Source organism: Arenimonas sp. MALMAid1274 (assembly GCF_049195245.1).
Classification (GTDB): domain Bacteria; phylum Pseudomonadota; class Gammaproteobacteria; order Xanthomonadales; family Xanthomonadaceae; genus Arenimonas.
Genome location: NZ_JBMIRR010000027.1, coordinates 933,964 through 946,512, shown reverse-complemented (window position 1 = coordinate 946,512; position 12,549 = coordinate 933,964). Strand labels below are relative to the sequence as shown.

Here is a 12,549-nt window from a genome sequence, read left to right as displayed (position 1 = left end):
CGGGCGAGGAGTCGCTGTTCCAGCCGCCGGAGGGCCTCAAGCCGCTGGCCGAACGCATGCGGCCGGCCTCGATCGAGGAAATGGTGGGCCAGCGCCGCCTGGTAGCCCCGGGCTCGGCGCTGCGGCGCGCGGTGGAGTCGGGCCGCGTGCATTCCATGATCCTCTGGGGCCCGCCCGGCTGCGGCAAGACCACCCTGGCCCTGCTGCTGGCGCGCTACGCCGAGGCCGAATTCGTGGCCATTTCCGCCGTCCTGTCGGGCTTGCCGCAGGTGCGTGAGGTGCTGGCCGCCGCCGAGCGCCGCTTCGGCGAAGGCCGCCGCACCGTCCTGTTCGTGGACGAGGTGCACCGCTTCAACAAGACCCAGCAGGACGCCTTCCTGCCGCATATCGAACGCGGCAGCATCCTGTTCGTCGGCGCCACCACCGAAAATCCCTCGTTTGAACTCAATTCCGCGCTGCTCTCGCGCTGCCGCGTGCACGTGCTGGAAGCCGTCTCGCGCGACGACATCGTGCAGGCGCTCAAGCGCGCCCTGGCCGACGACACCCGCGGCCTGGGCGGGCAGGGCATCACCGTGGACGACGAGCGCCTGCAGGAGATCGCCGGCGCGGCCGATGGCGACGTGCGCCGCGGACTCACGCTGCTGGAAATCGCCGCCGAGCTGGCCGCCGATGAAGGCGGCCACATCACCCAGGCCACCCTGGTGCAGGTGCTGGCCGACCGCACGCGCCGCTTCGACAAGCAGGGCGAACAGTTCTACGACCAGATCTCGGCGCTGCACAAATCCGTGCGCAGCTCCAATCCCGACGCCGCGCTGTACTGGTTCGCGCGCATGCTCGACGGCGGCTGCGACCCGGTCTACCTGGCCCGGCGCATGACCCGCATGGCCATCGAGGACGTCGGCCTGGCCGACCCGCGCGCCCTGCAGATGGCCATCGAAACCTGGGACGCCTACGAACGCATGGGCAGCCCCGAGGGCGACCTGGCCCTGGCCCAGCTGGTGATCTACCTGGCCAGCTGCGCCAAATCCAACGCCGGCTACGTGGCCTTCAAGGCCGCCCAGGCCGACGTGCGCGAGCACGGCACCCAGGACGTGCCGATGCACCTGCGCAACGCGCCGACCAGGCTGATGAAGGAGCTGGGCTACGGCACCGGCTACCAGTACGACCACGACGCCCCCGAAGGCATCGCGCTGGACCAGACGGCCTTCCCCGACGCGATGGGCGAGAAGGTCTATTACCAGCCGGTGGACCGCGGGCTGGAGATCAAGCTCAAGGACAAGCTGGACCGGCTGCGCGCCGCGCGCGAGGCGGCCCGCGGAAAGTCCTGAACCGCGCCACCCGACACGGCCCGCGGAAACTACGCGACGGCGTCAATCGGCACCGGGCGCCTCGGCAACCCGCAGCACCGGATACAGGTTGTAGCGCTCGTCCCAGGACGCATGCCGCTCGTGGAAATAGGCCAGTCGCGCCGCCGGGCTGGCCGCGAACTCCGGCTCTTCCGCCAGCTTGCGCTCGAAGGCGGCGCGCAGGGCCGGATCCTTCGCCATCATGTCCCGGGCCACCTGCTCGGCCACGTAGTCCTCCATGTACTCCTTGCGCTCGAAGGCGTTGTTGAAGTCGCCCCAGGCCGCCAGCGAGTCCGGGGCCTCCGGCTCGAGCAGGGCCATCACCACGCGCCAGCGCGGCTGGTCGATCGGCACGAACAGGCTTCCCGCCGGCACGTCGCGACGCTCGGCCGCCCAGGCGCCCGCCAGCGTCATCGTCTGGTGGCCCTCGACCGACTGCGCCGACGGGCTGGCCTTCTGCGCGCGGAAGGCTTCCACCGCGGCGTCATCCGCCGCCGCGATGCGGCGGTACGCGAGTCCATGCACGTCGAGGCGGGAAGAAACCCAGCCCGCATGCTCCGCCGGCACCAGGTAGCCGGCCGCCGGCGGCGCCACCGACAGCAGCGGCACCACCTCGTCGCGAACGGGCATCTTCCACACCTGCGGCTTGGTTTCGTCGTAGCTGGTCATCAGCGCGCCGGAGACGTCCGAGGGCGTGCGCGTGTAGGCATAGCCGCGGAAATCGATCATGCGCACCTTCGGCGTGGCCGTGTACGACAGCGGCGCCAGCGCATCGCGCGCGGTGGATCCGCGTGCATCGGCGGCCAGCATGGTCTCGCGCCAGGTCGCGCCCCGGTCGGCGATGTGCTCAAGCACCGACACGATGGTATTGCGCGTCACCCGCACGCGCACCGGATAGGACTTCCACGCGTGCGTTTCCACCAGCATGCCCAGCCGGTTGCGCAGCCAGAAGTAGCCGGTGGAGAAGCGCGGTGGCGCGACGCCGTCCTCGATGCCGGAGCTGGGGTCGTCGTACTTCACGAACGAGGGGTAGAAGGGCAGGGGCAGGGAGCCCTGCCGGGCCAGGTCGGCCATTACGCCGTCCCGCCACTGCCGGCCGACCTTGCGCAGGTCCGCATCGCCTGCGTGCACGGGCTCCACCTGGATCGACACGTCATGCTCGAACTGCGCGCCGTTGGTGACGTGCAGGTCCACCACCGCCAGCGGGTCCCACTGCTGCACCAGGCCCAGCATGGCACGCATCTCGGCCGAGTCGGCCTTCAGGTAATCGCGATTGAGGTTGTAGTTCTGCGCGGTGGTGCGCCAGCCCATTTCCACCGGGCCGCGCTGGTTGGGACGGTTCCAGGCGCCGAACCGCTCGTGCCCGTCCACATTGAACACCGGCACGAACACCCACACCAGCTTGTCCAGCGCGCCCTTGGCGGCCTTGCCTTCCAGCACCTCGCGCAGCGCCAGGAAGCCCGCGTCCTTGCCGTCGATCTCGCCGGCGTGGATGCCGCCCTGGATCAACACCACGGGCAGCCCCGATTCACGCGCCTGTTCCGGCGTCAGCACGCCGCGCGTGGACGCCACCAGTGCCTTCATCGGCCGACCCTGTGGCGTGGTGCCGAAGTCCAGGCAGCGCACCGACTGCGGATACGCGAGGGCGAAGGCCTCACACAGCGCAATCACCTCCTCGTAGCGGCCCGTGCGGGTGAAGCCGGAAGCCTCCGACACCGTGGACAGGGGCGCCGGGGCAGCCTGGCTGGTGGAGGCGAGCAGGGCAATCAACAGTGCAGTCAACAAGCGCATCGGGCGGCACCAGGCGGGAAAGCGCCAAGCGTAGCAGCGACCGGCGAGCCGGCGGCAACGAGAGAGCCTACGTGCGCTTCCGGCCTGCGGGCCGGATGGGCTAGGCTCGGCCCGTGAACTGGAACCTGCTAGCACTGGTGATGGCCGGCGGCGCCCTCGGCGCCGGCGCGCGTTACCTGATCGGCGCGTGGCTGCTGCGTCAGCTGGGTCAGGGGCTGCCCTGGGGCACGCTGGCGGTGAACCTGGCGGGCAGCTTCCTGGCGGGCTTCCTGCTGATCTGGCTCGAAGGCCGCGGGCCCGGCGCGCTGTCGCTGCGGGCCTTCCTCATCGTCGGCGTGCTCGGCGGACTGACCACGTATTCGGCGCTGATGATCGAGTGCCTGATCTACGCGCGCGGGGCGCGGCCGGGAATGCTGGCGCTGTACCTGGGCATCACCCTGGCCGGCGGCTTCGCGCTGGTATGGGCGGGTGCGCGCCTCGCCGAGCTGGTCCGGCCCGCGTAACCGCTGCGCGGCGCCGCCGGGACGCGCTTGCGTGGCGGCCACGGCGCCAGCGGGTTATCGTGGCCAAAAAGGGCAGGGGACGCGGGATGAAACCTTTCGGAAGCCAGGTCCCCTCGGTGCTCGCGCAGCGCGAGTTCCGCAACGTCGCCAGCGCGGCCTTCGACGCCGGCAAGACGCTGCCGCAGCTGCTGATCGAAGCCTGCCAGCGCCACGGCGACCGCCCGGCGGTCAGCAACCTCGGCCATCGCCTCAGCTTCCGCGACATCGACCGGCTCAGCGCCGACTTCGCCGCCTACCTGCGGCATGACCTGGGCCTGGCCGCGGGCGAGCGGGTGGCGATCATGCTGCCCAACCTGCTGCAGTACCCGGTGGCCGTGCTGGGCGTGCAGCGCGCCGACCTGGTGGCGGTGCTGGTCAACCCGATGTACACCGCGCGCGAGCTGAGGCACCAGCTGGTGGACTCGGGCGCATCGGTGCTGCTGGTGCTGGAGAACTTCGGCGCCGTCGCCGCCGAAGCGCTGCCGGGCACGCCCGTGCGCCAGGTGATCACCACGCGGGTGGCCGACCACCTGTCGTGGCCGAAGTCGGCCCTGGTCAACTTCGTCGTCAAGCGCGTCAAGAAAATGGTGCCGCCGTTCTCGTTGCCCGGCGCCTTGCCATGGCCGACGGCCCTGGCACGCGGCGCCGCCCACCCGCGCGTGGTGTCGCAGGCCCATGCCACCGACACCGCCCAGCTGCAGTACACCGGCGGCACCACCGGCCTTTCCAAGGGCGCCGTGCTGCCGCACCGGGCACTGGTGGCCAACGTGGCCGCCGCCGAGCAGTGCTTTGGGCTGGCGATGGATCCGGCCACCGATGTGTTCGTGATCTGCCTGCCGATCTACCACATCGCCGCGTTCACCAACCTGGTCTACACGCTCACCCACGGCTACCACGCGGTACTGGTGACCAACCCGCGCGACATTCCCGCGCTGGTCGCCACGCTGGACAGGGAGAAGCCCGCCTTCTTCTCGGGCGTCAACACGCTGTACGACGCGCTGATGAACTCGCCGGACTTCGCGCGCCTCGACCTGTCGGGCATGAAACTGTGCCTGCAGGGCGGCACCGCGCTGCGCCGCGGCACCGCCGAGCGCTGGAAGCAGCTGACCGGCAAGGACGTGGTCGAGGGCTACGGCCTCTCCGAAACCAGCGCCGCCATCACCTACAACCGCTGGGACGGCCCTAACCCTGTCGGTTCCATCGGGCTGGCCCTGGGCGAGGTGGAGATCAGCCTGCGCGACGAGTCCGGGCGCGAGGTGGCGCCCGGGGAGGCGGGCGAGCTCTGCGCACGCGGCCCGCAGATGACCACCGGCTACTGGCAGCAGCCGGAGGAAACGCGTGTGGCGTTTTTCGAAGGCGGCTGGTTCCGCACCGGCGACATCGCGCGCCAGGACGAGCAGGGCTATTACTTCCTGCTCGACCGGCGCAAAGACATGATCCTGGTCTCGGGCTTCAACGTCTTCCCCAACGAGATCGAGGACGTCGTGGCCTTGCACCCCGGCGTGCTGGAAGCGGCCGTGGTCGGCATGCCCGACGAGAAATGCGGCGAGGCGGTACGACTGGTGGTCGTACGCCGGGATCCGGCCCTGACCGAGGACGACCTGCGGGCGCACTGCCGCAAGAACCTCACCGGCTACAAGCAGCCCAAGCGGATCGAGTTCCGAGACAGCCTGCCCAAGTCGGCGGTGGGCAAGATCCTGCGGCGCGAACTGCGCTGATCCGGCCGCTGGCCGCGGCACTTGGCGGCGTGAAGGCCCGGGCGTAGGCTCGGGTTTCTTCCTGGGGAGGGAGTATCGCCATGCGCCTGGTCATTGCCGCCCTGCTGGGTGGCGTCATGCTGTTCTGCTGGGGTTTCGTGTCGCACATGCTGCTGCCCACCGGCAACATGGGCATGGGTGAAGCCAGTAACGAGGATGTCGTGCTGGCCGCGCTCAAGCAGGGCCTGCCGGCGCAGGCCGGCGTCTACATGGTGCCCGGGCTCGCGCCCGAGCAATACGAAGACACCGCTGCCGTGGCCGCCTATTCGGCCAAGGCCGTGGCCCAGCCCAATGCCGTGATCATCTACCAGCCGGTCGGCCGCGACGGCATGGCCATGGGCCCGCAGCTGGCCACCGAGTTCGGCACCTGCACACTGGCCGCACTGCTGGCGGCCTGGGTGATGAGCCTGGGCAACTTCAGCTTCGGAAAGCGCGTGACCATCGCCACGGTGATGGGCCTGTTCGCCTGGCTGGTGATCAGCGTGCCGTACTGGAACTGGTACCGGTTCCCAGTGCAGTTCACCGCCGGCAGCCTGATCATGACCGGCGTCGGCTGGTTCCTGGCGGGGCTGCCGATGGCCTGGTGGCTCGGGCGTCGCCGGCGCTGAGGCAAAAAAAGAGGCCGGGCATCAAGGATGACCGGCCTCCGGACTAGCTCAGCGACGGATCAGCGGCCCGGCACGCGGCAGCAGGTGCGCGACGCGCGGATTTCCTGCGCGCCCGCACTGTTGTTGCGGGCCGAGCAGGTGCCGGCGTTGATGAACACGAACGGCACCAGCCAGTCCGACGACTCGCAGTTGGTTGCGGTCTGCGTGTAGCCGGCGGCGCAGGCCGGGGCATTCGCATTGGCGGTACCGTTGGCCACGATGTTGACAACGGTCTTGGTGGTCTCCACGCACTGCAGCGCGGTCGCCACCGGCGGCGCGAAGTAACCCACGATGTCGGCCACGTAGTGCGACTGGGCGAAGGAGTACAGGGTGAAGTCGAACGTCGCGATCGGGTTCGGCGTCTGCACGATCAGCGCGTTGTTGACGATCGCGCCGCTGGCGTAGTTGATGCTGGCGGCGACCGGCTGGGTCGTGCCGAACGGGTAGGCGGTGGCGTAACCAGCGCCGGCGGGCGTGACGGCAGTCAGGTTGATCGCGACCGCCGTCGCCGCCAGCGGGTTCACGCCGCAGTTGGTGGCGCTGCCGCCCTGGCTGGCGAAGCTGGAAACGCCGAAGGCCACGAAGTTGCGGGTGCTGTTGGCGGCAATGGCGCCGGCGGCAACGTTGCGGGTGTCCAGGATGCGGCACGGGGCGACCGGGGTATAGACCAGGTCGTTGCCCAGAGCGCCCAGGGCCTTGGTCTGGTCGGCGTCACTAAAGGCGAGCTTGGTGATCACGCCCTCGTCGTTGATGCGGTGGCCGGTGCCGGTCAGCTCGGCCATCGCGCCCTCGAAGGTGTCGCGCTTGACCGCGGCGCGGAAATTGGCCGAGTCGGCCTGGATCAGCGACGGAACCATGCGCTCGGCCCAGGTGCGCACGGGCACGCCATGGACCTGCTGCACGTAGCTGCCCCACTTGAGCACGAGCTGGCGGGTGAGTTCGCCGCGCTGGCGCGGGGTGAGCTTGCCGGTCTCGACCGAGGTCTGCGCGACGGCATTGCTGCGCTGGGCGCCGGGGACGGCAGCCGAGACGTTGGCACACAGTCCGAGCGCGATCGCGCCGACGAGGGAGAGGGAAAGGACCGCTTTGCTGTTCATGCAGGAGGCTCCGGGCAGTGGTGCGGGTGGCGAACCGGCTGGCTCGTCTGATCAATAGAACGGGAGGGAGGTCAATTTGGGGCCATTGGGGGCACGACCTCCCGACCCGGGGGAGCTTTGGGCGACCGGGACGGCGACACGAGTCCGGACATCCGGGCTCGCTCGTTGCACGACTGCGCGGAGGAGGAGGATAATCGCGTCTCCCGTTTCAAATTTGGAATGACCCATGCTCGACCCGATCCTGCTGCGCGGCCAGCTGGCCCAGACCGCCGCGCGCCTGAAGGCCACCCGCGGCTTTGACCTGGACGTGGCCGCGCTGGAGGGGCTGGAGTCCGAGCGCAAGCAGCTGCAGACCCGCACCCAGGAACTGCAGAACCTGCGCAACACGCGATCCAAGGCGATCGGGCAGGCCAAGGCCAGGGGCGAGGACACCGCCGCGCTGATGGCCGAGGTGGCCGGCCTGGCCGACGAGCTGAAAACCTCCGAGCTTGGGCTGGAGCAGATCCGCGCCGAGATCGACCGCATCGCCCTGGCCGTGCCCAACCTGCCGCACGACAGCGTGCCGGTCGGCGCCAGCGAAGCCGACAACCAGGAAGTGCGCCGCTACGGCGTGCCGCGCGAGTTCGACTTCCCGGTGAAGGACCACGTGGAGCTGGGCAACCGCGACGGCTGGCTGGACGGCGATACCGCCGCCAAGCTCAGCGGCGCGCGCTTCACCGTGCTGCGCGGCCCGCTGGCGCGGCTGCACCGCGCGCTGGCGCAGTTCATGCTGGACCTGCACACGCAGCAGCACGACTACCTTGAGGTGAACGTGCCGCTGATCGTCAACGCCGACAGCATGAAGGGCACCGGCCAGCTGCCCAAGTTCGAGGAAGACCTGTTCGCCACCGACGTCGGCGACAGCCGCCGCTACCTGATCCCCACCAGCGAAGTGCCGCTGACCAACATCGTGCGCGACGAGATCGTGGACGACTCCGCGCTGCCGATGCGCATGACCGCGCACTCGATGTGCTTCCGCGCCGAGGCCGGCAGCCACGGCCGCGACACCCGCGGCATGATCCGCCAGCACCAGTTCGAGAAGGTGGAGCTGGTGACCATCGCCCGCCCGGACGAGAGCGACGCCGAGCACGAGCGCATGACCCGCTGCGCCGAAGTGGTGCTGGAAAAACTCGAGCTGCCCTACCGCAAGGTGCTGCTGTGCACCGGCGACATGGGCTTCGGCGCCATCAAGACCTTCGACCTGGAAGTGTGGCTGCCCAGCCAGGGCACCTACCGCGAGATCAGCAGCTGCTCGAACTGCGGCGATTTCCAGGCCCGGCGCATGCAGGCCCGCTGGCGCAACCCGGCCACCGGCAAGCCCGAGCCGGTGCACACGCTCAATGGCTCGGGCGTGGCCGTGGGCCGCTGCCTGATCGCGGTGATGGAAAACTACCAGCAGGCCGACGGCAGCCTCACCGTGCCCACGGCCCTGCGCCCCTACCTTGGCGGCCTGGAGCGGATCGGCTGATGAACAACCATCCTGACCTCAACGACCTGCAGTTCTACGCCATGGTGGTGGAGCACGGCGGCTTCGCCGCGGCCGAACGCGCGCTGGGCGTGCCCAAGAGCCGGCTCAGCCGCCGCATCGCCCAGCTGGAGACCGAACTGGGCGTACGCCTGCTGCAGCGGAGCACCCGCAAGTTCGCCGTCACCGACGTGGGCCAGAGCGTGTACCGGCACGCGCAGACCATGCTGGCCGAGGCCCAGGCTGCGCGCGAGGCGGTGGACCGCGTCAGCGCCTCGCCTCGCGGCAGCATCAAGGTCAGCTGCCCGGTGTCGATCGCGCAGGAAGTGCTGGGCCCGATCCTGCCCGACTTCATGAAGAAACATCCGCAGGTGCGCCTGCAGCTGCACGTCAGCAACCGCCGCGTGGACGTGATCCAGGAAGGCTTCGACATCGCCATCCGCGTGCGCAGCCAGCTCACCGACGACGGCGAGATGGTGGCCCGCAGCTTCGGCCAGCTGCGCGAGCTGCTGGTGGCCAGCCCGAAATACCTTGACCGTGTGGGCCGCCCCGTCGTCCCCGGCGACCTGGCCCAGCACACCACCCTGAGCATGAGCGAGGACGACAGCCGCCAGCGCTGGACCCTGCACGGCCCCGAGGGCCAGGTGCAGAAGGTGGACCTGCAGCCGGCGCTGATGGCGCACGACTTCCCGCTGCTGATGGCCGCGGCCGTGGACGGCATGGGCGTGGTGCTGCTGCCCGAGCTGACCTGTGCCGACGCGATCCGCACCGGCCAGCTGGAAGTGGTGCTGCCGCAGTGGAGCCTGCCCCAGGGCATCTGCCACGCCATCTACCCCAGCCGCCGCGGCCTGCTGCCGGCGGTGCGGGTGTTCATCGACTTCCTGGCCGAGCGCCTGCCCAAGCTGATCGAGGACACGCGCCTAAAATGCGGCGGCCCCGGCGGCCTGCCGTGCCCGAAGGGGCAGGGCGACCAGGAAGCGGGCGGAGCCAAGCCGGGCAACGGCGCGAAGCGCTAGACTTTGGCCGGCCCCGCAACGGCGCCGGCGACACGATCACAACGGAGAGATGGCCGAGTGGTTTAAGGCAGCGGTCTTGAAAACCGCCGAAGGGTCAAACCTTCCGTGGGTTCGAATCCCACTCTCTCCGCCAGTCCAAAACCGCGTCCTCCCGGGCGCGTTTTTTTTTACCCGCCCGGTTGGCACGCTCCCTGCAAAGGACTCCGTGGGACGCCCTCCCGCGTCCGCCCACGGAGCCCCGCCATGAACTTCCCCATCTCGCTTTCCGCGGCCAACGACGACCCCCGTGAGTCGCACAGCGACGGCCACCTGGACCAGGACAAGAGCGGCCGTCCCGGCGGAAAACCGGGGCAGGGCGGCACGGATGCCGAACCCGCCCGCAGCGGCCAGCTGACCGAGGACCCGCGGCCGGAGCGCGACCATGCGCGATAACCGCCTGCGCATCCTGTTGCAGCGTGCAAGGGCGGCCCGCCGTCGGCCCTGCAAACAGCAAGACCGAGATTGACCCTTCTTCCCAAACGACCGCCGGAGCCGGCCATGAACGTCCACAGTCCCCTCGTCATCGACCTCGCCGACAGCCTGCGGTACCGCCAGGCCTGCGACGCCAGCACCCAGCGCGTGTTCGCCGCGCTCACCCAGCGCGACCTGATCCAGGCCTGGTGGCGCGGCACCGTCCGCGGCCTCGGCACCATCGGTGGCCAGCTCCAGCTGTGCCTGGAAGGCACCCGCCCGGGCATCGTCGTGGAAGTGACGCAGGCGGCCGACGGCGCGGTCGACTGGCTGGTCACCGACGACCGCGGCCACGACGGCGAGTGGCGCGACACCGTGATCCGCTTCCGCGTGCGTCCCTGCGGCGGCACCGGCAGCATCATCGACTTCGAGCACGAAGGGCTGACGCCGGCTGCGGCGTGCTACGAAACCTGCGTGTGGGCCTGGCAGGGGTTCCTGGGCCAGTTGGCCGAAGTGGCCGAAGGCCCGGTCAAGGCGCCATGAGGAAGGCGCAGGCCGCGATCACCGCGTGCGCCGTGATGCAGGCCGCCAGCGAGCGCGTGCGCAGGTAGAGCAGGGCCAGCAGCGTCCCCTCGATCAGGGGCCGGCCGACATCGGCGAGTCCGGTGGGCAGCTGCAGCGCCACGTAAACCAGCACCGAAAACATCGCGGCACCCGCGGTTCCCAACGCGGGCTCCGACACGGTGATCAGCCAGTGTCGATGCACCAGCTCGCTCAGGGCCGGCTCGACCACCAGCAGCGCAAAGCCCATGCCCACGCCCAGCGCGGCAATCGACAGGCCGGATCGGCCTTCGACGGGGCCGCCTGACACGAGGTCGAACGCGGCCCCCAGGGCGCACGCGCCAATGCCAACGAGCAAGCCTGCGCCGACCTGCAAGGCCCGCGTCGACAGCGTGGCGGGGCGCGGCGCGAAGCCCGCATGGGGCGCGAGTGCGAAGAACAGCACCCCCACCAGCCCCGCAGGTATCAGCTGCGACTGCAGCAACAGGTGCAAGGCCCCCGGCGCATTTCCGCTCGCCTCGCCTGGCACTTCGTTGAGGATGAAGTAGTCGCTCAGGCAAACCCGCACACCGGCTTCGTCCGCCAACCCTTCCAGCAGCTGCCGCGCCGCATGGCTTTCCTCGGCGCGCAGCCCGCCCAGCGAGAACGCACGCGCACCGTCCCGGCATTGCGCAGGTCGCTGCGAGGCCAGGCCTTGCGGCATGGTGCCCCGCGCGGGGAACTGGCCATTGCCCTGTACCTTCGCGCCCAGCGCGGCCAGCTGCGCGGGGCTGCCCTCGGCCCAGATCACCGCGCGATCCTGGGTGGCCGACTGCAGGCTGGCGAAGATGAAGAACACCGTCAGCGCCAGATGCGCGACCGGCAGCAGCAGGGCCAGCGCCAGCCGTCGCGTGCGTGCGGTGGGCGTCATGCGCGTCATCCTCTTGTCCCCGGTGCGGCCAGCGCCTGGCGGCCATGGCGGAAGGATAGCGAGCACCGGCATCGGCCCGGGTTCTCACCCGGTTAGTGATTCGGGGCAAAGTTCAGCGCGACGCGGGACGCGTGCCGGCGCTGACTTATGTTGGCGCACAGGTGTTTTCGGCTACGGATATTTCCTACGCCGCGCCGGGAAGGATGGCGGTGTTGCCGCCGCAACGACTCGGCTAGCGTGGGTCCATCGCTCTGGGGAGAGTGCAATGATCCGAGTGTTCCTGCTGGACGACCATGCGCTGGTGCGCGCCGGCTACCGCCTCATCCTGGGGCAGGAGAAGGACATCGACGTGGTGGGTGAAGCGGGCAGCGGCGAAGACGGGCTGCCGATGATCCGTCGCCTGCGGCCCCATGTCGTGGTCTGCGACCTGCACTTGCCGGGCATCAGCGGTCTGGACATCACCGAACGCCTGGTGCGCGCCGAGCTGGGCACGCAGGTGCTGATCGTGTCGGTGCAGGAGGAAGGTCCCATGCCACGCCGCCTGATCGAGGCCGGCGCGGGTGGCTACCTGGGCAAGGGCTGCGATGCAGTCGAGCTGGTGCGTGCGATCCGCGAGGTGGCGCGTGGCCGCCGCTACCTGGCCAGCCACGTCGCGCAGCGCATGGCGCTGGCCAAGGTCTGCGGCGACGACACGCCCTTCGATGCGCTGTCGCCGCGCGAGTTGGAAGTGGCGCGCATGCTGTGCCAGGGCATGCGCATGGAAGAGATCGGCAAGCGCCTGAGCCTGAGCGGCAAGACCGTGGCCACCCACAAGTATCGTCTCTACGAAAAGCTGGGCATCAAGGACACGGTTGCCTTGGCGCGTCTGGCCGGGCAGCACGGCGTGTCCGACCCGATGGTCGCGATCTGAGGCTGCAAAAGGGAAGGG

12 protein-coding genes and 1 tRNA gene are annotated in these 12,549 nt (G+C 69.8%); 10 read left to right on the top strand and 3 right to left on the bottom strand.

Annotated elements, in window-relative coordinates; translation table 11 throughout:
• Positions 1–56: 56 nt before the first annotated feature.
• Entirely contained in the window at positions 57–1,328 is a 1,272-nt protein-coding gene (locus ACOQFR_RS13040; protein ID WP_421383300.1) for a replication-associated recombination protein A, read from the top strand.
• Positions 1,329–1,370: 42 nt separating this feature from the next.
• Here the strand turns inward: ACOQFR_RS13040 and ACOQFR_RS13035 are convergent, their stop codons facing one another.
• Positions 1,371–3,137, bottom strand: a complete 1,767-nt coding sequence (locus ACOQFR_RS13035; protein WP_421382570.1) for a M14 family metallopeptidase — start codon at positions 3,135–3,137, stop codon at positions 1,371–1,373.
• 113 nt (positions 3,138–3,250) lie between these two features.
• On the opposite strand from ACOQFR_RS13035, the gene crcB reads away from it, so the two are divergent.
• The 3 genes from crcB (at position 3,251) to ACOQFR_RS13020 (ending at position 6,044) form a co-directional block, all read left to right on the top strand.
• Positions 3,251–3,640 carry a fluoride efflux transporter CrcB gene (gene crcB / locus ACOQFR_RS13030; RefSeq protein WP_421382568.1) on the top strand — a complete coding sequence of 130 codons (390 nt, stop codon included), beginning with the start codon at positions 3,251–3,253 and terminating at the stop codon, positions 3,638–3,640.
• An 86-nt stretch (positions 3,641–3,726) separates the two neighbouring features.
• Complete coding sequence (locus ACOQFR_RS13025) at positions 3,727–5,397, top strand: AMP-binding protein (protein WP_421382566.1); 1,671 nt, start codon at positions 3,727–3,729, stop codon at positions 5,395–5,397.
• An 80-nt stretch (positions 5,398–5,477) separates the two neighbouring features.
• On the top strand, positions 5,478–6,044 hold the full coding sequence (locus ACOQFR_RS13020) for a hypothetical protein (protein WP_421382564.1): 567 nt from the start codon (positions 5,478–5,480) through the stop codon (positions 6,042–6,044).
• Between the two features lie 59 nt (positions 6,045–6,103).
• On the opposite strand, the gene ACOQFR_RS13015 is transcribed toward ACOQFR_RS13020, so the two are convergent.
• Positions 6,104–7,180: a hypothetical protein gene (locus tag ACOQFR_RS13015; protein WP_421382562.1), complete on the bottom strand. Its 1,077-nt coding sequence runs from the start codon at positions 7,178–7,180 to the stop codon at positions 6,104–6,106.
• A gap of 226 nt (positions 7,181–7,406) precedes the next feature.
• On the opposite strand from ACOQFR_RS13015, the gene serS reads away from it, so the two are divergent.
• From serS to ACOQFR_RS12990, 5 genes are all read left to right on the top strand, one after another.
• Positions 7,407–8,687, top strand: coding sequence for a serine--tRNA ligase (gene serS / locus ACOQFR_RS13010; protein ID WP_421382560.1), 1,281 nt, complete (start codon positions 7,407–7,409; stop codon positions 8,685–8,687).
• On the top strand, positions 8,687–9,700 hold the full coding sequence (locus tag ACOQFR_RS13005; RefSeq protein ID WP_421382558.1) for a LysR substrate-binding domain-containing protein: 1,014 nt from the start codon (positions 8,687–8,689) through the stop codon (positions 9,698–9,700). Before serS ends, ACOQFR_RS13005 begins: the two co-directional genes overlap by 1 nt.
• A 43-nt stretch (positions 9,701–9,743) precedes the next feature.
• A tRNA-Ser gene (locus ACOQFR_RS13000) sits at positions 9,744–9,833 on the top strand.
• 110 nt (positions 9,834–9,943) lie between these two features.
• A complete protein-coding gene (locus ACOQFR_RS12995; RefSeq protein ID WP_421382556.1) occupies positions 9,944–10,132 on the top strand; it encodes a hypothetical protein in 189 nt (62 codons plus the stop codon).
• A gap of 105 nt (positions 10,133–10,237) precedes the next feature.
• The gene (locus tag ACOQFR_RS12990) at positions 10,238–10,693 is read left to right on the top strand and encodes an SRPBCC family protein (RefSeq protein ID WP_421382554.1); all 456 of its coding nucleotides are present in this window, start codon (positions 10,238–10,240) and stop codon (positions 10,691–10,693) included.
• Here ACOQFR_RS12990 and ACOQFR_RS12985 read toward each other — a convergent pair.
• The gene (locus ACOQFR_RS12985) at positions 10,680–11,621 is read right to left on the bottom strand and encodes a type II CAAX prenyl endopeptidase Rce1 family protein (RefSeq protein ID WP_421382552.1); all 942 of its coding nucleotides are present in this window, start codon (positions 11,619–11,621) and stop codon (positions 10,680–10,682) included. The two genes, ACOQFR_RS12990 and ACOQFR_RS12985, sit on opposite strands and share 14 nt — an antisense overlap.
• Positions 11,622–11,886: 265 nt before the next feature.
• Between ACOQFR_RS12985 and ACOQFR_RS12980 the strand changes: the two genes are divergently transcribed.
• Positions 11,887–12,531 carry a response regulator gene (locus tag ACOQFR_RS12980; protein WP_421382550.1) on the top strand — a complete coding sequence of 215 codons (645 nt, stop codon included), beginning with the start codon at positions 11,887–11,889 and terminating at the stop codon, positions 12,529–12,531.
• The last annotated feature ends 18 nt before the right edge of the window (positions 12,532–12,549 follow it).